Origin of the sequence: Lentzea sp. NPDC042327 (assembly GCF_040647275.1) — a bacterium.
Lineage (GTDB): Bacteria > Actinomycetota > Actinomycetes > Mycobacteriales > Pseudonocardiaceae > Lentzea.
This window is the reverse complement of sequence record NZ_JBEZBX010000021.1, coordinates 26,255-47,301: the sequence shown is the minus strand read 5'-3', so window position 1 is coordinate 47,301 and position 21,047 is coordinate 26,255. Positions and strand designations below refer to the sequence as shown.

The 21,047-nt window shown below is 69.6% G+C and carries 22 protein-coding genes; 20 read left to right on the top strand and 2 right to left on the bottom strand.

The window, feature by feature from the left end; all coding sequences use genetic code 11:
• Nucleotides 1-10 precede the first annotated feature (10 nt).
• From AB0A63_RS36240 to AB0A63_RS36205, 8 genes are all read left to right on the top strand, one after another.
• Nucleotides 11-442 carry a DUF3592 domain-containing protein gene (locus AB0A63_RS36240; RefSeq protein WP_360399714.1) on the top strand — a complete coding sequence of 144 codons (432 nt, stop codon included), beginning with the start codon at nt 11-13 and terminating at the stop codon, nt 440-442.
• A 9-nt stretch (nt 443-451) separates the two neighbouring features.
• The gene (gene paaA / locus AB0A63_RS36235; RefSeq protein ID WP_360399711.1) at nt 452-1,393 is read left to right on the top strand and encodes a 1,2-phenylacetyl-CoA epoxidase subunit PaaA; all 942 of its coding nucleotides are present in this window, start codon (nt 452-454) and stop codon (nt 1,391-1,393) included.
• Complete coding sequence (gene paaB, locus AB0A63_RS36230; protein ID WP_089948924.1) at nt 1,390-1,674, top strand: 1,2-phenylacetyl-CoA epoxidase subunit PaaB; 285 nt, start codon at nt 1,390-1,392, stop codon at nt 1,672-1,674. The genes paaA and paaB overlap by 4 nt, the downstream gene beginning before the upstream one ends.
• Nucleotides 1,671-2,555: a 1,2-phenylacetyl-CoA epoxidase subunit PaaC gene (paaC, locus tag AB0A63_RS36225; RefSeq protein WP_360399706.1), complete on the top strand. Its 885-nt coding sequence runs from the start codon at nt 1,671-1,673 to the stop codon at nt 2,553-2,555. Before paaB ends, paaC begins: the two co-directional genes overlap by 4 nt.
• Nucleotides 2,552-3,043, top strand: coding sequence for a 1,2-phenylacetyl-CoA epoxidase subunit PaaD (gene paaD / locus AB0A63_RS36220; RefSeq protein WP_360399703.1), 492 nt, complete (start codon nt 2,552-2,554; stop codon nt 3,041-3,043). Before paaC ends, paaD begins: the two co-directional genes overlap by 4 nt.
• Nucleotides 3,044-4,084 carry a 1,2-phenylacetyl-CoA epoxidase subunit PaaE gene (gene paaE, locus AB0A63_RS36215; protein ID WP_360399700.1) on the top strand — a complete coding sequence of 347 codons (1,041 nt, stop codon included), beginning with the start codon at nt 3,044-3,046 and terminating at the stop codon, nt 4,082-4,084.
• A 38-nt stretch (nt 4,085-4,122) separates the two neighbouring features.
• Entirely contained in the window at nt 4,123-4,650 is a 528-nt protein-coding gene (locus AB0A63_RS36210) for a hypothetical protein (protein WP_360399697.1), read from the top strand.
• Nucleotides 4,651-4,807: 157 nt separating this feature from the next.
• Nucleotides 4,808-5,434 (top strand): hypothetical protein, encoded by a 627-nt coding sequence (locus tag AB0A63_RS36205; RefSeq protein WP_360399694.1) that lies wholly within the window; start codon nt 4,808-4,810, stop codon nt 5,432-5,434.
• Here the strand turns inward: AB0A63_RS36205 and AB0A63_RS36200 are convergent.
• Nucleotides 5,422-6,258, bottom strand: a complete 837-nt coding sequence (locus tag AB0A63_RS36200) for an inositol monophosphatase (protein ID WP_360399691.1) — start codon at nt 6,256-6,258, stop codon at nt 5,422-5,424. The genes AB0A63_RS36205 and AB0A63_RS36200 overlap by 13 nt on opposite strands.
• Before the next feature lie 145 nt (nt 6,259-6,403).
• Here AB0A63_RS36200 and AB0A63_RS36195 point away from each other — a divergent pair, with 145 nt between their 5' ends.
• From AB0A63_RS36195 to AB0A63_RS36185, 3 genes are read left to right on the top strand one after another with little or no spacing between them, the layout of a single operon-like run.
• Nucleotides 6,404-7,477: a glycosyltransferase family 1 protein gene (locus AB0A63_RS36195; protein WP_360399688.1), complete on the top strand. Its 1,074-nt coding sequence runs from the start codon at nt 6,404-6,406 to the stop codon at nt 7,475-7,477.
• The gene (locus AB0A63_RS36190) at nt 7,474-8,571 is read left to right on the top strand and encodes a glycosyltransferase family 1 protein (RefSeq protein ID WP_360399685.1); all 1,098 of its coding nucleotides are present in this window, start codon (nt 7,474-7,476) and stop codon (nt 8,569-8,571) included. Before AB0A63_RS36195 ends, AB0A63_RS36190 begins: the two co-directional genes overlap by 4 nt.
• A gap of 34 nt (nt 8,572-8,605) precedes the next feature.
• On the top strand, nt 8,606-9,364 hold the full coding sequence (locus AB0A63_RS36185; RefSeq protein WP_360399682.1) for a demethylmenaquinone methyltransferase: 759 nt from the start codon (nt 8,606-8,608) through the stop codon (nt 9,362-9,364).
• A 115-nt stretch (nt 9,365-9,479) separates the two neighbouring features.
• Here AB0A63_RS36185 and AB0A63_RS36180 read toward each other — a convergent pair whose 3' ends face one another.
• Nucleotides 9,480-10,523 carry a hypothetical protein gene (locus tag AB0A63_RS36180; protein WP_360399679.1) on the bottom strand — a complete coding sequence of 348 codons (1,044 nt, stop codon included), beginning with the start codon at nt 10,521-10,523 and terminating at the stop codon, nt 9,480-9,482.
• Nucleotides 10,524-10,660: 137 nt separating this feature from the next.
• Here AB0A63_RS36180 and AB0A63_RS36175 point away from each other — a divergent pair, with 137 nt between their 5' ends.
• The 9 genes from AB0A63_RS36175 (at nt 10,661) to nuoH (ending at nt 21,046) form a co-directional block, all read left to right on the top strand.
• Nucleotides 10,661-11,926: a geranylgeranyl reductase family protein gene (locus AB0A63_RS36175; protein ID WP_360399676.1), complete on the top strand. Its 1,266-nt coding sequence runs from the start codon at nt 10,661-10,663 to the stop codon at nt 11,924-11,926.
• 267 nt (nt 11,927-12,193) lie between these two features.
• Nucleotides 12,194-12,559: an NADH-quinone oxidoreductase subunit A gene (locus AB0A63_RS36170; protein ID WP_065915906.1), complete on the top strand. Its 366-nt coding sequence runs from the start codon at nt 12,194-12,196 to the stop codon at nt 12,557-12,559.
• 7 nt (nt 12,560-12,566) lie between these two features.
• Nucleotides 12,567-13,118, top strand: a complete 552-nt coding sequence (locus AB0A63_RS36165; RefSeq protein ID WP_089948943.1) for an NADH-quinone oxidoreductase subunit B — start codon at nt 12,567-12,569, stop codon at nt 13,116-13,118.
• Between the two features lie 92 nt (nt 13,119-13,210).
• Nucleotides 13,211-13,867: an NADH-quinone oxidoreductase subunit C gene (locus AB0A63_RS36160; protein WP_360399908.1), complete on the top strand. Its 657-nt coding sequence runs from the start codon at nt 13,211-13,213 to the stop codon at nt 13,865-13,867.
• On the top strand, nt 13,864-15,261 hold the full coding sequence (locus tag AB0A63_RS36155) for an NADH-quinone oxidoreductase subunit D (RefSeq protein ID WP_360399672.1): 1,398 nt from the start codon (nt 13,864-13,866) through the stop codon (nt 15,259-15,261). The genes AB0A63_RS36160 and AB0A63_RS36155 overlap by 4 nt, the downstream gene beginning before the upstream one ends.
• On the top strand, nt 15,258-15,977 hold the full coding sequence (gene nuoE, locus AB0A63_RS36150) for an NADH-quinone oxidoreductase subunit NuoE (RefSeq protein ID WP_360399669.1): 720 nt from the start codon (nt 15,258-15,260) through the stop codon (nt 15,975-15,977). The genes AB0A63_RS36155 and nuoE overlap by 4 nt, the downstream gene beginning before the upstream one ends.
• A gap of 10 nt (nt 15,978-15,987) precedes the next feature.
• A complete protein-coding gene (nuoF, locus tag AB0A63_RS36145) occupies nt 15,988-17,268 on the top strand; it encodes an NADH-quinone oxidoreductase subunit NuoF (protein WP_360399666.1) in 1,281 nt (426 codons plus the stop codon).
• Nucleotides 17,265-19,715 (top strand): NADH-quinone oxidoreductase subunit G, encoded by a 2,451-nt coding sequence (locus AB0A63_RS36140; protein ID WP_360399663.1) that lies wholly within the window; start codon nt 17,265-17,267, stop codon nt 19,713-19,715. The genes nuoF and AB0A63_RS36140 overlap by 4 nt, the downstream gene beginning before the upstream one ends.
• A complete protein-coding gene (gene nuoH / locus AB0A63_RS36135; protein ID WP_360399660.1) occupies nt 19,712-21,046 on the top strand; it encodes an NADH-quinone oxidoreductase subunit NuoH in 1,335 nt (444 codons plus the stop codon). The genes AB0A63_RS36140 and nuoH overlap by 4 nt, the downstream gene beginning before the upstream one ends.
• Nucleotide 21,047: the final 1 nt, after the last annotated feature.

Here is a 21,047-nt window from a genome sequence, read left to right as displayed (position 1 = left end):
GGAGGACGCAGTGACCAAGCCGCCGCTCGGCGTACGCGTCCGCCGTGCGGTCAGCCGTGCTTTGTTCATCGTCGGTGGTGTGGTCACGCTGATCTGCGTGCTGCTCCCTCTCGCGTGTTGGCGCGACGATGTTGCCATCGAGAAGCGCACGGGTGAAGCGGTCGCACAGGTGGATTCGGTGGCATTCAACAGAACCGTTGTGCGCTACGCCACACCGGACGGGCGGGTGATCATCCCGGCGCAGGGGGTGCTCTACCCGGACGGCCTGAACGTGGGCGACAACGTGCGGGTCCAGTACGACAGGGCGAACCCGGAGCTCGTGCGCGTGGCCGGCCGGACGGCGGTGCTGTCCCTGCTGCCCGTCGGCACGTTCCTCGCGGCCGTCTGGATCGTCATCGCGGCCGTTGTGACAGTTCTACGCAGATTCGGCACTCAGGTGTAACATCGGTGCATGGCGGATGACCTGGAGCTGCGCTTCGAGCGCACCGTGCAGGCCGACGCGCGCATCGAGCCGCGTGACTGGATGCCCGACGGCTACCGCAAGACGTTGATCAGGCAGATCGCCCAGCACGCGCACTCCGAGATCATCGGGATGCAGCCGGAGGGCAACTGGATCTCCCGCGCGCCCTCGCTGCGGCGCAAGGCGATCCTGCTGGCCAAGGTGCAGGACGAGGCAGGCCACGGCCTGTACCTGTACTCGGCGACCGAGACGCTGGGCGCCGACCGCGAGGACCTGACGACCAAGCTCGTCGAGGGCCGCCAGAAGTACTCCTCGATCTTCAACTACCCGACGCTCACCTTCGCGGACGTCGGCGTCATCGGCTGGCTGGTCGACGGCGCCGCGATCTGCAACCAGGTGCCGTTGTGCCGCACGTCCTACGGGCCGTATGCGCGCGCGATGATCCGCATCTGCAAGGAGGAGTCGTTCCACCAGCGCCAGGGCTACGAGCTGCTCATGACGATGATGCGCGGCACGCAGCAGCAGCGGGACATGGTGCAGGACTCCGTGAACCGCTGGTGGTGGCCGGCGCTGATGATGTTCGGCCCGCCGGACGCGGAGTCCACGAACACCGAGCAGTCGATGGCGTGGCGGATCAAGCGCGACACCAACGACGAGCTGCGGCAGAAGTTCGTGAACATGAGCGTGCCGCAGGCCGAGGCGCTCGGCGTCACGTTCCCCGACCCCGAGCTCAGGTGGAACCCCGAGCGCGGGCAGTACGACTTCGGCGCGCCCGACTGGGACGAGTTCTGGCAGGTCGTGAAGGGCGGCGGTGTCTGCAACGAGCAGCGCATCGCCCACCGGCGCAAGGCGCATGAGGACGGCTCGTGGGTCCGCGAGGCCGCTGCCGCGCACGCCGCGAAGCACGCCGTTGCGAAGGAAGGTGCCGCGTGAGCACGTCTTGGCCGCTGTGGGAAGTGTTCGTGCGGGGCAAGCGCGGCCTGAACCACGTGCACGTCGGTTCGCTGCACGCGCCGGACGCGGAGATGGCGCTGCGCAACGCCCGTGACGTCTACACGCGCCGCAACGAGGGCGTGTCGATCTGGGTGGTGCCCGCGGCGTCCATCACGGCCTCCTCGCCGGACGAGAAGGACCCGTTCTTCGCGCCGTCGGGCGACAAGGTCTACCGGCACCCGACGTTCTACGCGATCCCAGAGGACGTGCCGCACCTATGAGCTTCGACAACGCGTACGAGTCGCTGCTGGGCCACGAGGACGCGCACTGGGCGTTCGGGACGGGCTTCTCCGACGCGCTGGTCGGCGTGAACCGCGAGTTCGCCGCCGGTGTCGACCGCGAGGCGCTCGCCGCGTACTGCCTGATGCTCGGCGACGACGCGCTGATCATGTCCCAGCGGCTCGCGGAGTGGTGCTCGCGCGCACCCGAGCTGGAAGAGGACATCGCGCTCGCCAACATCGCGCTGGACCTGCTCGGCCAGGCCAGGATGCTGCTCACGCGCGCCGGCGAGGTGCTCGGGAAGTCCGAGGACGACCTCGCCTACCTGCGCGACGAGCGCGAGTTCCGCAACGTGCACCTGGCCGAGATCGACTGCGGTCCCGGCCCCGGCGGCGACTTCGGCACGACCATCGCGCGGCTGCTGGTGTTCTCGTCGTGGCGCCTCGCGCTGTTCTCCCGCCTGCGCGGCTCCGCTGACCCGGTGCTGGCCGCCGTGGCCGAGAAGGGCCTGAAGGAGCTGGCGTACCACCGCGACCACGCCGCCCAGTGGACCGTCCGCCTCGGCGACGGCACCGACGAGTCGCACCGCCGCATGCAGGCGGGCCTGGACCGCGTGTGGCCGTTCGTGGACGAGCTGTTCGCCACGCACGCCGTCGAAGCGCGCCTGGAGGGCGTCGCGGTCGACCCGGCGTCGCTGCGGTCCGAAGTGGACGGTGTGTTCGAGGCCGTGTTCTCCGCCGCCGGGCTGGTGCGCCCCGAGGACCGGCGGGCCGCGCGGGTCGCGGGCATGGCCGGTCGCGACGGCGTGCACACCGAGGCCATGGGCTACCTGCTGGCCGAGATGCAGCACCTGCACCGCTCGCTGCCGGGAGCTGTGTGGTGAGCACGGCACTGGAGATCGCGTCGGCCGTGCGGGACCCGGAGCTGCCGGTCCTCACGCTGGCGGACCTCGGCGTGCTGCGCGACGTGTCCGAAGAGGACGGACGCGTCGTCGTCACCATCACCCCGACCTACTCCGGCTGCCCCGCGATCGACGAGATGGGCGCGGACCTGCGCCGCTCGCTGCTGTCGGCGGGGTTCGAGGAGGTCGAGGTGCGGCTGTCGCTGTCCCCGGCGTGGACGACGGACTGGATCAGCTCGGAGGGCCGGTCGAAGCTGGCCGCCGCGGGGATCGCGCCGCCGTCGCGGATCGGCCCCGCCCTGGCCGGCCCGGTACCGCTGAACCTGGTGCCGCCGTCGCGCCAGGTGCCGTGCCCGCAGTGCGGTTCCCCGAACACGGCGGAGATCTCCCGCTTCGGTTCGACCGCGTGCAAGGCGCTGCGCCGCTGCAACGCCTGCTCCGAGCCCTTCGAGCACGTCAAGGAGATCTGAGTGGTCCGCCGCGCTGCCTTCCACAAGCTGACGGTCGCCCGCGTCGACCGCCTCTGCGACGACGCCGCAGCCGTGACGTTCGACGTGCCCGCCGACCTCGCCGACGAGTTCGCCTTCTCGGCCGGCCAGTACCTGACCCTGCGCCAGGGCGACGAACGCCGCTCGTACTCGATCTGCGCGCCGGCGGGGTCTCCTCCGCGCATCGGCGTCCGCCGCGTCGACGGCGGCACCTTCTCCTCGTGGCTCGTCGACCGGCTGGCCGTCGGTGACGTCGTCGAGGTCCTGCCACCCCTGGGCAAGTTCACGCCGTCGGGCTCGGGCGTGCACCACGGCTTCGTGGTCGCCGGCTCGGGCATCACCCCGGCCCTGTCGATCGCCGCGACCGTGCTCGCCACGGGCGCCCGCGTGACGCTGCTGTACGGCAACCGCCGCACCGACACCGTGATGTTCGCCGACGAGCTGGCCGACCTGAAGGACCGCTACCCGGCCACCCTTCAGCTCGTCCACGTCCTGTCCCGCGAACCCCGCGACGTGGAGCTGTTCTCCGGCCGCCTGGACGCGGCGAAGCTCTCCGCGCTGTTCTCCACGGTCGTCCCGTTCGACGGCATCGACGAGTGGTGGCTCTGCGGCCCGTACGAGATGGTCCAGGACGCGACCTCCGTGCTGCGCTCCCGCGGCGTGCCCCCCGACCGCGTGCACCACGAACTGTTCTACGTGGACGAACCCCCACCCCCACCGCGCCGGGCGGAAGCCGTGGTGGAGTCCGCCTCCGCCGTGACCGTGGTGCTGGACGGCAAGTCCACCACCCTCCCGCTCCCCGCCGACGAACCGATCCTCGACGCCGCACAACGCGTCCGCGCCGACCTGCCGTTCGCGTGCAAGGGCGGCGTCTGCGGCACCTGCCGCGCGCTCGTGACGGACGGCACGGTCGAGATGCGCCGCAACTACGCGCTCGACGAGTCCGAGGTGGCGGCCGGGTTCGTGCTGACGTGCCAGGCGTTGCCGACGAGTGAGCGCGTGACGGTCGACTTCGACGCCTGATCGGAGGAGTCCGTTACTCCTTTGAGACCATATGGTCCATGTGGCACGGATTTCTCGACGAGTCCCGTCGAGGCACGACCTACCTGGTTGCGGTGACGCTCGTGCGTTCCCGTGATCTCGACTCGATGCGCTCGGTCATGCGCGGGCTCGTGAAGCAGGGACAGCGACGGGTGCACTTCAACATCGAGGGCGATCGCAGGCGGAAGGACGTGCTCACGAAGATCAGCGCGCTCGGTGTGCGCGCTCACCTCTGGACCTGCAAGCACAACAACGACTCGAAGGCCCGCTCCGCCTGTCTCTTCGACATGGTCCCGCGGCTGGTCGACCTCGACGTCTCGCGGTTGGTGCTGGAGAGCTGTCAGCACCAAGACGCAGCCGATCGCAAAGTGCTCGCTGCCGGGGCGCGCAAGTTCGGAGCTTCGTTCACGTACGAGCACCTGAGGCCCGCGGAAGACCCATTGCTCTGGATCAGCGACGCTGTCGCGTGGTCCTACGGAGCCGGCGGCGACTGGCGGCGGCGAGTCGCGGACCTCGTCGACGGCGTCTGCGCGGTGAACGTCCCCTAGACAGCGCGAAACCCGGCAACCCGTCGTCCGGCGGGTGAACCGGGTCCACTTCCGGTTCCTACTGGAACCGACAAGAAGAACTGTAGCACTGATAGTGCGCGACCAGTAACTCCAGCTTGCCGACGCACGAGCGCCGAACATGGCACGATCGACGGTCATGGGGGTCGTGATCCGCTCAACGCTCGGCGGTGCCGCAATCGGCGCCGCGGTCGTGGGCGCCTTCGTCACGATCATCGACCTGTCGATCCCGTCGCCGTCGCAGTCCTCGACCTCGCTGTTCGTCCGGTTCCTGGCGATCCTCTTCTTCGCCGTGGTCTTCGGCGCGTTGCCGGGCGCTCTGATCGGCACCGGCGTCGGCGCCCTCCGCCGTTCGGCGCAGCGCGGGCCGGCCGTGCCACTGCGCCCGATGCACCCGCCGATCGCGCAGCAGCCCTACGACATGTGGTCCGAGCTGGTCGAACGTTGCGCCGAGAGCACGCGCAGGGTCACGGCGGCGGTGCAGACGGTGCCGAACTCACCGGCCAAGGAGTGGCTGCAGCGGATCAGCGGGCAGCTCGCGGGGGAGCTCGACGACGTCCGCGGCATCGCGCAGCTCGGCAGGGCGCTCGGCGCGGTCGACCGGCAGCACCCGGTCTACCAGCGGCTGCTCAGGGCGGCGCACGACTTCCACCAGTTCGAGAACGAGGTGGGCCGGGTCGCGCTGCAGATGTTCGACCACCCGGAGCTCGACGAGGCGCGCACGCATCTCGAGGTCCTCGAGCGGCAGTTGCCTCAGCTCAGTTGACCGTTCAGCGCCGACTGCCACCAGCCGAGGACCTCGTCCGCGGCGTCCGGTGCTGCCACCAGCAGGCCGTCCGCGGGCAGTTGAGCGCCCTCGCCGCGGCGGTCCAGCACGACCGCGCCGGACTCCAGGGCCAGCGACACGGCGCCGGCGACGTCCCACTCGTGGTAGCCGTGCAGCACGGCGGCGGCGACGTGGCCGAGTGCGACCTGCGCCACGGCCAGGCACTTCGACCCCAGCACGCGGACGCCCGTGCCCGCTATCGCGGCCGTGGAGATGAATTCGCCCATGCCGGGCCACGGTCCTGTGCGGGTCATTTCGGTGCACACGACCAGCGAGTCGCCTTGGCGTTCAGCCAGCCGCACCGGGGTGCCGTTGGCACGCATGCCACGGCCGCGGGCGGCAGCGTAGATTTGCGACCTGTACGGATCGGCGACCACACCGACTACCGGGCCCCACCTGTCCACGAGTGCGAGGCTGTAGGCGCACCAGGGCATGCCGGCGGTGTAGTTGGCCGTGCCGTCGACCGGGTCGACCACCCAGCGGAACTCCGAGTCACCCGGGACGTCGTCGTCGGAGTTTTCACAGAAGACCGGAATGGACGGGAACTCAGCGGTGAGCACGCGTCGGGTGTGGCGTTCGAGGGTGCGGTCGGTGTCGGTGACCCAGTCGAACGGTGACTCGTCGGAGTCGGGACGCGCACCACGGCCCGCTGTGGCCATGATGACGTCCGAGGCGTCGTTCGCCAGACGACCGGCCACTTCCATCGCGATGGACACCAGTCCGGGGTCGGCTGGATGCGCGGGACGGGACGACAAGACGGTCATGCTGGCCTAGTCTCACCGCTTCGGGTGACCGGAACACGACCGCCAGATGACCAAACGACGATCACCTGGCCACGACGTGAGGTGTTCTGACCGCGTCAAATTTCGCGTCACGCGGACTTCACACCAGCACTACAAGGTAGGTTCTGTGCGCGTAGCGATCGTGACCGAGAGCTTCCTGCCCCAGGTGAACGGGGTGACCAACTCCGTGCTCCGCGTCCTGGAGCACTTGCGCAGCAGAGGCCACGAGGCCATGGTGGTCGCCCCCGGCGCCGGCGAGGACTCCGTCCACGGCATGCCCGTCATGAGGGTGCCCGCGGTCGACGTGCCGATCGTGACGAGCCTCCCGATCGGCGTCCCCAGCCCCAAGGTGCTGCACGCGCTGGCCGACTTCGAACCGGACGTGGTGCACCTCGCATCACCGTTCGTGCTCGGCGCCTACGGGCTCAGGGCCGCGCGCAAGCTCGACGTGCCGACCGTCGCCGTCTACCAGACCGACGTCGCCGGGTTCGCCGGCAGCTACGGCCTCGGGCTCACCAAGCGCGCCGCGTGGCGGTGGACCAAGCGCCTGCACACGCTCGCCGACCGCACCCTGGCGCCGTCCAGCTCGGCGGTCCAGGCGCTGGAGGACCACGGCGTGCCGCGCGTGCACCGGTGGGGCCGCGGCGTCGACATCGAGCTGTACCACCCGCGCCCGCGGCAGAACGACCGGCTGACCGTCGGCTACGTCGGCCGCCTCGCGCCGGAGAAGCAGGTCCACCGGCTCAAGGAGATCCACGACATGCCCGGCGTGCAGCTGCGCGTCGTCGGCGACGGACCCTCCCGCGACCAGTTGCAGAAGGACCTGCCGAACGCCGAGTTCCTCGGTTTCCGCACCGGTGAGCCGTTGGCGGAGGCCTACGCGTCGCTGGACGTGTTCGTGCACACCGGACCGCACGAGACCTTCTGCCAGGCCGTCCAGGAGGCGCTCGCCACCGGGCTGCCCGTCCTCGCCCCGAACGCGGGCGGCCCGCGCGACCTGGTTGCGCACGGCCGGACCGGGTACCTGTTCGAGGACGACATCGCGCAGTACGTGGACCTGCTGCGCGACCCGCTGCTGCGCAAGCGGTTCGGCCTCGCCGCACGCAGGTCGGTGCTCTCCCGCACCTGGCCCGCGGTCTGCGACGAGCTGCTGGGCCACTACGCTGCGGTTACCGGACTCACACACCAGGCGGCCGCTTGAGGATCGTTCAGCTAGCCAACTTCTACGGACCGCGGTCGGGCGGACTCCGCACGGCGCTGCACCACCTCGGCGCGGGCTACGTGCAGTCAGGCCACGAGGTCGTCCTCGTCGTGCCCGGCGACCACCGCGCCGACGAGGTGCTCGAGAACGGTGTGCGGCGCATCACGCTGCCGGCCGTGAAGATCCCGTACACCGGCGGCTACCGCGTCGTGGACCCGTGGCGGGTCAAGGCGCTGATGGAGCAGGTCGGACCGGACCGGCTGGAGGTCTCCGACCGCCTGACGTTACGCGGCATGGGCGCGTGGGCCGGCGCACGGGGCATCCCGAACGTCGTGATCTCCCACGAACGCCTCGACCGGCTGCTGCAGTTCGTGCTGCCGGAGGGCCCCGCGGTGAAGTGCGCCGACTGGGCGAACGCCCGCATGGCCGCCTCGTACGACACCGTCGTGTGCACGACCGGGTTCGCCCGCGAGGAGTTCGACCGGATCGGCGCCACGAACGTGACGCAGGTGCCGCTCGGCGTCGACCTCGCGACGTTCACCCCGGAGCGGCACTCGGCCGACCTGCGGCGAGACCTGTTGCGCGGCAAGGAGAACCTGCTGATCCACTGTGGTCGGTTGTCGCCGGAGAAGCACGTGGAACGCTCCGTCGACACGCTCGCCGAACTGCACGAGCAGGGCCACTCCGCACACCTCGTGATCGCCGGCGACGGCCCGCGCAGGGCCGCACTGGAGAAGCGCGCGGCGGGCCTGCCGGTGACGTTCCTGGGCTTCGTGAAGTCCCGGTCGGACGTCGCCTCGCTGCTCGCCTCCGCGGACCTGTCGCTGGCGCCGGGCCCGCACGAGACGTTCGGCCTCGCGGCACTGGAGGCCCTCGCCAGCGGCACGCCCGTCGTGGTGAGCAGGAGCAGCGCGCTGAAGGAGATCGTGCAGCCGTCGTGCGGCGCCGCCGTCGACGACCACGCGCACGCCTTCGCCTCGGCCGCCGAACGCCTGCTGGCCTCCGGCTCGCGGGAGGCCGCGCGCGCCCGTGCCGAGCAGTACCCGTGGCAGGCGGCGGTGGACGGCATGCTGACCGCTCTGCGGGTGCCGTAGGACGTCCTCAGCGGTTCTGACCTAGGCTCTTGGCATGTCGCGAGCAGGTTTGGACAAGAACCCCCGCGAGGTCGCCGAGATGTTCGACGGCGTTGCCAAGGGCTACGACCGCACGAACTCGGTCATGACGCTGGGCTTCGACCGCCGCTGGCGGGAGTGGAGCCGGCGCGTGCTCGACGCCCGCTCCGGCGAGAAGGTCCTCGACCTCGCCGCGGGCACCGCCGTGTCCACGGTCGAGTACGCCGCCTCCGGCGCCTGGTGCGTCGCCGCGGACTTCTCCGTCGGCATGCTCGCCTCCGGCGCCCACCGCCGCGTCCCGAAGGTCGCCGCCGACGCCCTGCGCCTGCCGTTCAGGGACAACTCCTTCGACGCCGTGACGGTGTCCTTCGGCATCCGCAACTTCAACGACACCGTGGTGGCGCTGCAGGAGATGGCCCGCGTCACCAAGCCCGGCGGCCGCATGGTGATCTGCGAGGTCTCCACCCCGGTGTGGAAGCCGTTCCGGTTCGTCTACATGCGCTACCTGCTGAAGCTGCTGCCGCTGATCGCCCGCTTCGTGTCCTCGAACCCGGCGGCCTACTCCTACCTGTCGGAGTCGATGGCGGCGTGGCCGGACCAGCGGTCGCTGGCGGAGCTGATCTCGAAGGCCGGGTGGGAGGACGTCGCCTGGTTCAACCTGACCGGCGGCATGGTGGCCCTGCACCGCGCCACAAAACCGAAGCCCAAGCCGGAGTCCGTGCCGGAACCGGGCCCCGAGCCCACGCTGGCCCCCGCACCCGAACAGCAGACCTGACCACCTCACCGCCCGCCCCACCCCCCGCCCCGCCCCCCGCGCTCCCGCCCCCTGCTTTTGTCGCACGCGGGGCCCTTCCGTTCTCTCCTGGAGTACGAAAGCTCCCCGCGTGCACTCAGACCGGCCGCCACAACGTCGCCGAGACGCGCGGTCTCGGGCGCTGTGCCGCGGCTTGGTAGGCGCCGCGCAACTCGTTGATGACAGCCGCCGGGTCCTTCTTCAGCCGCGACGGAACCGTGTGGACGGTCATCACGCCGTTGGCCAGCAGAGCGGAGTGCTGCGCCATCGTCCGTGCGTAGTCATCCGGCGCCAGGTGGAACTCCAGCGAGTCGATCTGCCATGCGAGTCCGACCTCGTCCCACCAGCCGTCCACGACGGCAAGTTGCTCGCCTGACACGGATCTGATCAGCACGTTCCACTGAGGTGGCGGCAGCGAGGAACGATGGACCAACGATCGTGACCACGCTTCAGCCGCCGAACGAACACCGTCGCTGACCTCCGCCAACACGCGCCTTGGCAGCCAGGTGCCGCCCAGTCGCTGGTCTTTCAGCTCCTCGGCGATCGCTTCCGGTGAACAGAGCCGCCTCTGCACCGCGTCCGCGATGAACGCGCGCACCACGTCCAGGCCGCTCTCCTTGCGGGCCGCGTCGATGAGGGCTCGAGCGAGCGTCACAACGGGAAAACCGTCGATGATCACGCCGTCCCACGGCCGGTTGGTCCGTTCGACGAGCATGGCGCCTTGGCTCGTCACACGGCGGCCGTGAGGGACGAGGACGTGAACGCGTGGATCTGCCGGCAATCGACGTACCCCGTGCCTGCGGGCGGCTTCGACGCCGGTCAAGAACGTCAGCGGTCCAGCCCGCAGCAACGCGCCCCGGACGAGCTGCCGTCTGCTCGGTGTTCCACCGGTGAGCAGGTAGACGCCGAGGAACAGCCGCGTCCACCCGCCTCCTGGCCTGCACTTCTTGGCCAGCGTGTTGCTGCTGAACCCGAGTGCGAGCAGGTGCCTGCGAACAGCCACGCCGTCCTCGAAGGCGTCGGCGAGCAGGCCGTAGTCGATCGATCTGGTCTTCATCACTCGATCAATCATCAACACATGTTGGCCAGGAGCAACCAGCCCTTGATCGACATGTGGACAACTCGCGATCTTCAGGTGCACGCGGGGAGCTTTCGTACTCTTCTGGCGCACGGGAGGGCCCCGCGTGCGGTGAAGCGGGGCGGGCGGGAGGCGTGGGGTCTCAGGGAGTGGCGGTTAGAGTCGCGAGGGAGTCACGAGCGAGCGTGTAGGGAGTCTGGATGAGCAGGCGCGGGATCAACGAGGACGCCGACGTCATCGTGGTGGGGGCGGGACCGGCGGGCTCGACCGCGGCGACCTACCTGGCCCGCGCGGGCCTCGACGTCCTCCTGCTGGAGAAGAGCTCGTTCCCGCGCGAGAAGGTCTGCGGTGACGGGCTGACGCCGCGGGGTGTCAAGCAGCTGATCGACCTCGGCATCGACACGAGGGAGAGCAACGGCTGGCTGCACAACAAGGGGCTGCGGGTCGTCGGCGGCGGCGTCACGATGGAGCTGGACTGGCCGGAGCTGGCCACGTTCCCCAACTACGGCGTCGTGCGGCCGCGCATGGACTTCGACGAGATGCTCGCGAACGCGGCGAAGGCGGCCGGCGCGCGCATGCACGAGAACACCACGGTCACCAAGGCGATCGTCGAGAACGGGCGCGTGGTCGGCGTCGAGGCCAAGCAGGGACCGGAGAAGAACCCGGTCACCTACCGGGCGCCGATCGTCGTCGGGTGTGACGGTGTGTCAGCGCGGCTGGCCCTCAGCGTCGGCCTGCAGAAGGACGACGACAAGCCCATGGGCGTCGCAGTGCGGAGGTACTACGCCAGCCCGCGCACCAAGGACGACTACCTGGAGTCGCACCTGGAGCTGTGGGCGCCGGACGGGCAGCTGCTGCCCGGTTACGGCTGGATCTTCGGCATGGGCGACGGCAGCGTGAACGTCGGTCTGGGCATCCTCAGCACGTCGAAGGCCTACGGCACCACGGACTACCGCCAGCTCCTGCGCTCCTGGCTCGACGGCACCCCCGAGGAGTGGGGCTTCCGCGAGGAGAACGCGACGAGCCGCATCGGCGGCGCCGCGCTCCCGATGGGGCTCAACCGCAAGCCGCACTACTCGAAGGGGCTCGTGCTCGTCGGGGACGCCGGCGGCATGGTCAACCCGTTCAACGGCGAGGGCATCGGCTACGCCATGGAGTCGGCCAAGATCGCGTCCGAGAGCATCGTCCAGGCCCTCGCGCGCACCGGTGTCAACCGTGAACACGCGCTGTACGGCTACCCGGTGCGGATCGAGCAGGCGCTCGGCAGCTACTACCGGCTCGGGAACGTCTTCTCGAAGCTCATCGGCAACCCGGCGGTCATGCGGACCGCAACGAAGTACGGAATGCCGCGAAAGCGCCTGATGAAACTCGTGCTCAAGCTGCTCGCGGGGCTCTACGACCCCAAGGACGGCGACGCAATGGACAAGCTCATCGTGGCCGCCACGAAGCTCGCGCCGACGGCGTAAATTACTCCGAATAGGTGACGGCACCGGCTCTTTTCGAGCCGGTGCCGTTTCGTTTGTGTCCACCAGGTTAAACGGCCAGGTCAGACCCTGTGACCCAGGTCATTTACAGGCGTTCTACACTGGCGAGCGAGCTTGTGAATCACTTCACAACAGTGTGATCAGGCTTGTGAACTGTTTCACAAGCGTTTGTTAGGTTCGCCTAACAAACGAGTGGCAGAAGTACACCCTTAGGGTGCGCCTCGACACGCGAGGAAAGGACGACGGAGAGTGCTGGACCCTTACCTCCCCCTCGTATTGATGTTCGCGCTCGCCGGGGCGTTCGCGCTCTTCTCGGTGACCGCAGCGCCCTACATCGGACCCCGCCGCTACAACCGGGCCAAGCTCGACGCGTACGAGTGCGGCATCGAGCCGAGCCCGCAGCCGGTGATCGGTGGTGGCCGCATGCCGGTCGCCTACTACCTGACGGCGATGCTCTTCATCTTGTTCGACATCGAAATGGTGTTCCTCTACCCGTTCGCCGTCGCTGCCGACAAGCTCGGCCTGTTCGGGCTGGTGGAGATCGTCCTGTTCGTCGCAACGGTCGGCTTCGCGTACATCTACGTGTGGCGCCGCGGCGGCCTCGACTGGAACTGAGGAAGTCATGGGTCTCGAGGAGAAGCTCCCGAACGGCATCCTGCTGGCCAGCGTGGAGAAGCTGGTCAACTGGACCCGCAAGTCCTCGCTCTGGCCTGCCACCTTCGGCCTGGCCTGCTGCGCCATCGAGATGATGACGACGGGTGGTCCGCGCTACGACCTCGCCCGCTTCGGCATGGAGGTCTTCCGGGCGTCACCGCGCCAGGCCGACCTGATGATCGTCGCGGGCCGGGTCACCAACAAGATGGCGCCGGTGCTGCGGCAGATCTACGACCAGATGCCCGAGCCGCGCTGGGTGCTGGCCATGGGCGTGTGCGCCAGCAGTGGCGGCATGTTCAACAACTACGCGGTGGTGCAGGGCGTCGACCACGTCGTGCCCGTCGACATGTACCTGCCGGGCTGCCCGCCGCGGCCGGAGATGCTGATGGACGCGATCCTCAAGATCCACGCCAAGATCATGGACGAGCCGCTGGGCGCCGTGCGCGCCAAGGCACTCGCCGACTCGGGCTACCGCACCGACCTCATCCCGTCGTCCGAGCGCTTTGCGAGGAAGAAGTGACCGAGCCAGGGGGAGAGCACTCCAGCGTCAACAACCGCGCGGGAGAAGACCTCGAGAAGACCAACGGCGACGAGGCGAAGGCCAAGGCGCCGATCCTCGCCGGCAAGGAGCGCAGGGGCCTCTTCGGCGTCACCGGCTCCGGTGACACCTCCGGCTTCGGCGGCCTGCGCCTGCCCGCCCACGTGGCCGCTCCGTCCGAGCGCCCGTACGGCGGCTGGTTCGACGAGGTCGCCGACGAGATCCTCGCCGCCGCGAACGAGAAGGGCCTGCCCGCCGACACGGTGCAGCAGGTGTCCGTCGACCGCGGCGAGATCACCTTCTACCTGCGGCCGGAGACGCTGCTGGAGGTCGCGCGGATCTGCCGCGACACCCCGTCGCTGCGCTTCGAGCTCTGCAGCTCGGTGTCCGGTGTGGACTACGGCGCCGGGGTGCCGCAACGCCTGCACTCGGTCACGCACCTCACGTCGATGACGTACCGCCGCCGCATCCGGCTGGAGGTCGCGGTCGACGTCGAGCACCCGCACGTGCCGAGCCTCGTCGAGGTCTACCCGACGGCGGACTGGCAGGAGCGCGAGACCTGGGACATGTTCGGGATCATCTACGACGGTCACCCCGGACTGACCCGAATCCTCATGCCGGACGACTGGGACGGCCACCCGCAGCGCAAGGACTACCCGCTGGGCGGCATCCCGGTCGAGTACAAGGGCGCGGAGATCCCTCCGCCGGACCAGAGGCGGTCCTACTCATGACCGAGCGGCTTTCCGACTTCACCACCGGCACGAACACGAGCGCCACCGGCAGCGACAGCTCCGACGACGTCGACACGAGCCCGAACACCCCCGAGATCGCCGACTCCCGCAAGACCACCGAGGGCACCGTCTACACGGTCACCGGCGGCGACTGGGACGAGGTGCTCGCGGACGCGGTGCACGACGAGCGCATCGTCATGAACCTCGGCCCGCAGCACCCGTCGACGCACGGCGTGCTCCGCCTGGTGCTGGAGCTCGAGGGCGAGACCGTCACCCACGCCCGCAGCGTGATCGGCTACCTGCACACCGGCATCGAGAAGAACCTCGAGTACCGCAACTGGGTGCAGGGCGTCACCTTCATCACGCGCACGGACTACCTGGCGCCGCTGCACCACGAGGCCGCCTACTGCATGAGCGTCGAGAAGCTGCTCGGCGTCACCGTGCCGGACAAGGCGCAGGCCATCCGCGTGCTGCTGATGGAGCTCAACCGGATCAGCTCGCACCTCGTCGCGCTCGCCACCGGCGGCATGGAGCTCGGTGCCCTCACCGGCATGACCTCCGGCTTCCGCGAGCGCGAGGAGGTGCTGCACCTGCTGGAGTTCCTGACCGGTCTGCGGATGAACCACGCGTTCATCCGGCCCGGCGGCCTGGCGCAGGACCTGCCCGACGGCGCGATCGAGAAGATCCGCGACTTCATCAAGCTGATGAACAAGCGCCTTCCCGACTACGACAAGCTGCTCACCGGCCAGCCGATCTGGCGCAACCGGCTCGCGGACGTCGGCTACCTGCCGGTCGACGCGTGCCTCGCGCTCGGCATCACCGGTCCGATCCTGCGCTCCGCGGGCCTCGCCTGGGACCTGCGCAAGGTCGACCCGTACAGCGGCTACGAGAACTACAGCTTCGAGGTGCCGGTCTCCGACCAGGCGGACTGCTTCGCGCGGTACCTGCTGCGGCTGGAGGAGATGCACCAGTCCCTCAAGATCATCAAGCAGGTCGTCGACACGTTGCCGACCGGCCCGGTGATGGTCGAGGACGCGAAGATCGCGTGGCCGGCGCAGCTCACGATCGGCAGCGACGGCATGGGCAACTCGCTCGAGCACGTCCGCAAGATCATGGGCCAGTCCATGGAGTCCCTCATCCACCACTTCAAGCTGGTGACCGAGGGCTTCAAGGTGCCGGCGGGCCAGGTGTACGTGCCGGTCGAGTCGCCGCGCGGCGAGCTCGGCTACCACGTGGTCTCCGACGGCGGCACCCGCCCGATGCGCGTGCACCTGCGCGAGCCCAGCTTCGTGAACCTCCAGTCGATGCCCGCGATGTGCGAGGGCGGCATGGTCGCCGACGTGATCGCGTCCGTCGCCTCGATCGACCCGGTGATGGGTGGTTGCGACCGATGACCCAGGCAGCAGAGAACACCACGTTCGACCAGTCCACCGCGGACAGGGCGCAGGCGATCATCGCCCGCTACCCGCAGGCCCGCAGCGCGCTGCTCCCGATGCTCCATCTCGTGCAGTCGGTGGAGGGCTACGTCTCCCAGGACGGCATCCGGTTCTGCGCCGGGCAGCTCGACCTGACCGAGGCCGAGGTCAGCGCGGTCGCGACGTTCTACACGATGTACAAGCGCCGCCCGTGCGGCGAGCACCTCGTGAGCGTCTGCACCAACACGCTGTGCGCGGCGCTGGGCGGCGACGACATCTACAAGACCCTCAAGGACCACCTCGGCGTGGGCCACGAGGAGACCGCGGGCGAGCCGGGCACGCCGGGCTCGATCACGCTGGAGCACGCCGAGTGCCTCGCCGCGTGCGACCTCGGCCCTGTTCTCCAGGTCAACTACGAGTTCTACGACAACCAGACGCCCGAGAAGGCGCTGGGACTCGTGCAGGCGCTGCAGTCGGGGGAGAAGCCCGCCCCCACCCGCGGCGCCCCGCTCACCGACTTCAAGCAGGCCGAGCTCCAGCTCGCCGGGTTCTTCGAGGGTCGCGACGCCGACCTCGACGGCCCGTCGGCGGCCGCGGAGACGTTGCGCGGCGCCAAGATCGCCCAGGAACGCGGCTGGGACGCGCCGGAGATGCCGTCCAACGCCGAGTTCCCCGCCCTGCCGGAAAAGAAGTAGGGGGCACACGATGGTTGACCCGCTGACTCCCGTTCTCACCAAGCGCTGGACCGAGCCCAGGTCCTGGACGATCGAGACCTACGAGCGCACCGGTGGCTACACCGCGCTGCCCAAGGCGCTCAAGGCCCACCCGGACCAGCTCATCCAGCAGTGCAAGGACTCCGGGCTGCGCGGCCGCGGCGGCGCGGGGTTCCCCACCGGCATGAAGTGGGGCTTCATCCCGCAGGGCGACGGCAAGCCGCACTACCTCGTCATCAACGCCGACGAGGGCGAGCCGGGCACCTGCAAGGACATCCCCACGATGATGGCGGACCCGCACTCGCTGATCGAGGGCGTGATCATCACGTCGTACGCGATCCGCGCGAACTTCGCGGCGATCTACGTCCGCGGCGAGGCCCTGCACTGCATCCGCCGCCTCAACGGGGCCGTGCGCGAGGCGTACGCCAAGGGCTACCTGGGCAAGGACGTCCTCGGCAGCGGGTTCGACCTGGACGTCGTCGTGCACGCCGGCGCCGGCGCGTACATCTGCGGTGAGGAGACCGCGCTGCTCGACTCGCTGGAGGGCCGCCGCGGCCAGCCGCGGCTCAAGCCGCCGTTCCCCGCGACCTCGGGCCTGTACGCGTCGCCCACCGTGGTGAACAACGTCGAGACGATCGCGTCGGTCCCCTTCATCGTCAACGGTGGCGCAGACTGGTTCCGCGCGATGGGCCGCGACCGGTCGCCCGGCCCGAAGATCTACTCGCTGTCCGGCCACGTGACCAACCCCGGCCAGTACGAGGCGCCGATGGGCACCACGCTGCGCCAGCTGCTGGACATGGCCGGTGGCATGAAGGACGGCGTCCCGCTCAAGTTCTGGACGCCGGGTGGCTCGTCCACCCCGCTGTTCACCGCGGAGCACATGGACGTGCCGCTGGACTTCGAGGGCGCGGCCGAGGCGGGCTCGATGCTCGGCACGACCGCGATCCAGGTCTTCAACGAGACCGTGTCCGTGCCGTGGGCCGTCATGAAGTGGACGGAGTTCTACAAGCACGAGTCGTGCGGCAAGTGCACGCCGTGCCGCGAGGGCACGTACTGGCTCGTGCAGATCCTGCAGCGGATGGTGGCGGGCAACGGCACGGCGAGCGACATCGACACGTTGCTCGACGTCTGCGACAACATCCTCGGCCGTTCCTTCTGCGCGCTGGGTGACGGTGCGGTCAGCCCGATCACCAGTGGCATCAAGTACTTCAAGGACGAGTTCCTGGCTCTCTGCGACCAGAACTCCAAGGTCCTGGCTGGAGCGAACGCATGACCATCGCCCCTGACAAGAGCACGCCCACCGAGCTCGTCGTGCCCGAGGGCCACGTCAAGCTCGTCATCGACGGCGTCGAAGTGGTGGCGCCCAAGGGCGAGCTGCTGATCCGCACGGCCGAGCGCCTCGGCACGGTCATCCCGCGCTTCTGCGACCACCCGCTGCTGGAGCCCGCCGGCGCCTGCCGCCAGTGCCTCGTCGAGGTCGAGATGGGCGGCCGGCCGATGCCGAAGCCGCAGGCCTCCTGCACGATGACGGTCGCGGACGGCATGGTCGTGAAGACCCAGCTGACCTCGCCGGTCGCGGAAAAGGCCCAGCAGGGTGTGATGGAGCTGCTGCTCATCAACCACCCGCTGGACTGCCCGATCTGCGACAAGGGCGGTGAGTGCCCGCTGCAGAACCAGGCGATGGCCCACGGCCGCAGCGACTCCCGCTTCCACGAGCACAAGCGGACGTTCCCGAAGCCGATCAACATCTCCACGCAGGTGCTGCTCGACCGCGAGCGCTGCGTGCTCTGCCAGCGCTGCACCCGGTTCTCCGCGCAGATCGCCGGCGACCCGTTCATCGAGCTGCTGGAGCGCGGTGCGCAGCAGCAGATCGGTGTGGCGCAGGAGAAGCCGTTCCAGAGCTACTTCTCCGGCAACACCATCCAGATCTGCCCGGTCGGTGCCCTCACGAGCGCCGCCTACCGGTTCCGCGCCCGGCCGTTCGACCTCGTGTCGACGCCGAGCATCTGCGAGCACTGCTCGTCGGGGTGCGCCGAGCGCACCGACTGGCGGCGCGGCAAGGTGCAGCGCAAGCTCGCCGGCGACGACCCGCAGGTCAACGAGGAGTGGATCTGCGACAAGGGCCGGTTCGCCTTCCGCTACGCCACGGCCGGCGACCGCATCACGCGGCCGCTGGTCCGCGACGCCGAGACCGGTGAGCTGCGCGAGTCGTCCTGGACCGAGGCGCTGCAGGTCGCGGCGGCCGGTCTGACGGCGGCCCGGGACGCGAACGGCGTCGGCGTGCTGACCGGTGGCCGGCTGACCGTCGAAGACGCCTACGCGTACTCGAAGTTCGCCCGGATCGCGTTGCGCACCAACGACATCGACTTCCGCGCCCGGCCGCACAGCGCCGAGGAGCTGGAGTTCCTGTCCGGCACGACGGTGTTCACCAACCCGGACAACGGCGTCACGTTCGAGGGCATCGAGAAGGCACCGGCGGCTCTGCTGGTCGCGTTCGAGCCCGAGGAAGAGGCGCCGATCGTCTTCCTGCGGCTGCGCAAGGCCGCGCGCAGGGGCACCACGAAGGTCTTCCACCTCGGCCAGTACACGTCCCCGGCCGTGGAGAAGACGTTCGGAACGCTGCTCGCGTGCGTGCCGGGTGCCGAGGCCAACGCCCTCAACGCGTTGCCGGAGCACGCCTCCGACGTAGTCGAGCTGCTGGGCAAGCCCGGTGCGGTGATCCTCGTCGGCGAGCGCGCCGCCGAGATCCCCGGCGCGTTCACCGCGGTCGCCCGGCTGGCCGAACGCACCGGCGCCAAGGTCGCGTGGATTCCGCGGCGGGCCGGTGAGCGCGGTGCGCTCGCGGTCGGCGCGGTGCCGAACCTGCTGCCCGGTGGCCGTCACGTCGCGAACGACGCGGCGCGCACCGAGGTCGAGCGGACCTGGGGTGTGGCGGAGGGCTCGCTGCCCGCGACGCCCGGCCGCGACACCACCGGAATCCTCGAAGCCGCCGCGAGCGGTCAGCTGTCCGGCCTGGTGGTCGGCGGCGTCGACCCGTTCGACCTGCCGGACCCGCGGCTCGCGGAGAAGGCGCTGGCGGGAGCCGGTTTCGTCGTGAGCCTGGAGCTGCGGCCGAGCGCGGTCACCGCGCACGCCGACGTCGTGCTCCCGATCGCCCCCGCGGTCGAGAAGTCGGGCACCTTCCTCAACTGGGAGGGCCGCCTGCGCGAGTTCGGCACGACGCTGGAGGGCACCGGCGCGCTGCCGGACTGCCGCGTGCTCGACACCCTCGCGGTGGAGATGGACGCGGACCTGTTCACGCAGACGCCCGCTGCCGCTGCCGCCGACCTGGCGCGGCTCGGCGAGGGCGTCTCGAACGGGTCCTCGCTGAACGTCGCCGCCCCGCTGGTGTCGCCGGCCGGTGCGGGCAAGGCCGTTCTCGCCACCTGGCACCGCCTGCTCGGCAACGGCTCGCTGCAGGTCGACGAGCCGCACCTGGCCGGCACGGCCCGCCCGGTCGTCGCCAAGGTCGCCGAGGCCACCGCGCGGCAGTTCGGCCTGGAGAGCGGCGGCTTCGTGACGGTGTCCACCGAACGCGGCGCGATCACGCTGCCGGTCGAGACCGACGACCTGCCCGAGGGCGTCATCTGGCTGCCCACCAACTCGGGTGACGTGACCGTCCGGGCCACGCTCGGCGCGGGCCACGGCTCGATCGTCTCCGTCAGCGGAGGAAAGTCATGACGCAGCACTACTTCGCGGCGGAGCTCGGTGACACCGGCAAGCTCCTCGCGGACGACCCGATCTGGCTGGTCCTGGTCAAGGTCGTCGGGATCTTCGCCTTCCTCGTGGTCATGACCCTGTTCATGATCAACTGGGAGCGCAAGGTCGTCGCGCGGATGCAGCACCGCCCCGGTCCCAACCGGGTCGGCCCGAACGGCTGGCTCCAGTCGCTCGCGGACGGTCTGAAGCTCGCGTTCAAGGAGGACATCCGCCCGGTCCTCGCGGACAAGTGGGTGTTCTTCCTCGCCCCGGTGATCTCGTGCATCCCCGCGTTCCTCGCGTTCTCGGTGATCCCGCTCGCGGGCGAGGTCAGCATGTTCGGCGAGCAGACCGCGCTGCAGCTCGTCGACCTGCCGGTCGGCGTGCTGGTGGTGCTGGCCTGCTCCTCGCTCGGCGTCTACGGCATCGTGCTGTCCGGCTGGGCCTCCGGCTCGCCGTACCCGCTGCTCGGCGCGCTGCGCTCGGCCGCGCAGGTGATCTCCTACGAGATCGCGATGGGCCTGTCGATCGTCGCGGTGATCATGTTCACCGGCTCGATGTCGACCGGTGACATCGTCAACGCGCAGGCGAGCACGATCCTCGGCACCCCGATCCCGGGCTGGTTCGGCATCCTGCTGTTCCCGAGCTTCGTGATCTACGTGGTGTCGATGGTCGGCGAGACCAACCGCGCGCCGTTCGACCTCCCCGAGGCCGAGTCCGAGCTGGTCGGTGGCTTCCACACCGAGTACAGCTCGCTCAAGTTCGCGCTGTTCTTCCTCGCCGAGTACGTGAACATGGTGACCGTCTCGGCGTTGGCGACCACGCTCTTCCTCGGCGGCTACCGAGCTCCGTGGTCCGGTGAGTTCATGAACACCGGCTGGTGGGGCCTGCTGTGGTTCATCGTCAAGACGCTGTTCTTCCTGTTCATCTTCATCTGGCTGCGCGGCACGCTGCCCCGCCTGCGCTACGACCAGTTCATGAAGCTCGGCTGGAAGGTGCTGGTCCCGGTCAGCCTCGTGTGGATCATGGCCGTCGCCGTCATCCGCACCGGTGCGCTCAAGGAGCTCTCCACCGGGCAGAAGCTGGTCGCACTGGGTGTGTTCGTCGGCGTCGTGCTGCTGATCTCGTTCCTGCTGCCCGACAAGAAGCAGCAGGCCAAGGGCGGCGTCCCGCTGGCGGGCTCCGGCTTCCCGGTGCCGCCGCTCGACCTCCAGGTCCCCAGGTCCGCGCCCAAGCGCAAGGTCAAGGTCGCCACTCTTCCCCAGGACAAGGAAGCCCTGGCCGCCGCTCCCACCGCGAAGGAGGCGGAGTAGG

Coding starts and splice junctions, on each gene's coding strand:
- AB0A63_RS36140 (WP_360399663.1), top strand. CDS start 17,265: ATGACCATCGCCCCTGACAAGAGCACGCCCACCGAGCTCGTCGTGCCC.
- nuoE (WP_360399669.1), top strand. CDS start 15,258: ATGACCCAGGCAGCAGAGAACACCACGTTCGACCAGTCCACCGCGGAC.
- AB0A63_RS36205 (WP_360399694.1), top strand. CDS start 4,808: ATGGGGGTCGTGATCCGCTCAACGCTCGGCGGTGCCGCAATCGGCGCC.
- AB0A63_RS36165 (WP_089948943.1), top strand. CDS start 12,567: ATGGGTCTCGAGGAGAAGCTCCCGAACGGCATCCTGCTGGCCAGCGTG.
- AB0A63_RS36175 (WP_360399676.1), top strand. CDS start 10,661: ATGAGCAGGCGCGGGATCAACGAGGACGCCGACGTCATCGTGGTGGGG.
- AB0A63_RS36210 (WP_360399697.1), top strand. CDS start 4,123: ATGTGGCACGGATTTCTCGACGAGTCCCGTCGAGGCACGACCTACCTG.
- AB0A63_RS36155 (WP_360399672.1), top strand. CDS start 13,864: ATGACCGAGCGGCTTTCCGACTTCACCACCGGCACGAACACGAGCGCC.
- nuoF (WP_360399666.1), top strand. CDS start 15,988: ATGGTTGACCCGCTGACTCCCGTTCTCACCAAGCGCTGGACCGAGCCC.
- paaA (WP_360399711.1), top strand. CDS start 452: ATGGCGGATGACCTGGAGCTGCGCTTCGAGCGCACCGTGCAGGCCGAC.
- AB0A63_RS36185 (WP_360399682.1), top strand. CDS start 8,606: ATGTCGCGAGCAGGTTTGGACAAGAACCCCCGCGAGGTCGCCGAGATG.
- paaC (WP_360399706.1), top strand. CDS start 1,671: ATGAGCTTCGACAACGCGTACGAGTCGCTGCTGGGCCACGAGGACGCG.
- AB0A63_RS36200 (WP_360399691.1), bottom strand. CDS start 6,258: ATGACCGTCTTGTCGTCCCGTCCCGCGCATCCAGCCGACCCCGGACTG.
- nuoH (WP_360399660.1), top strand. CDS start 19,712: ATGACGCAGCACTACTTCGCGGCGGAGCTCGGTGACACCGGCAAGCTC.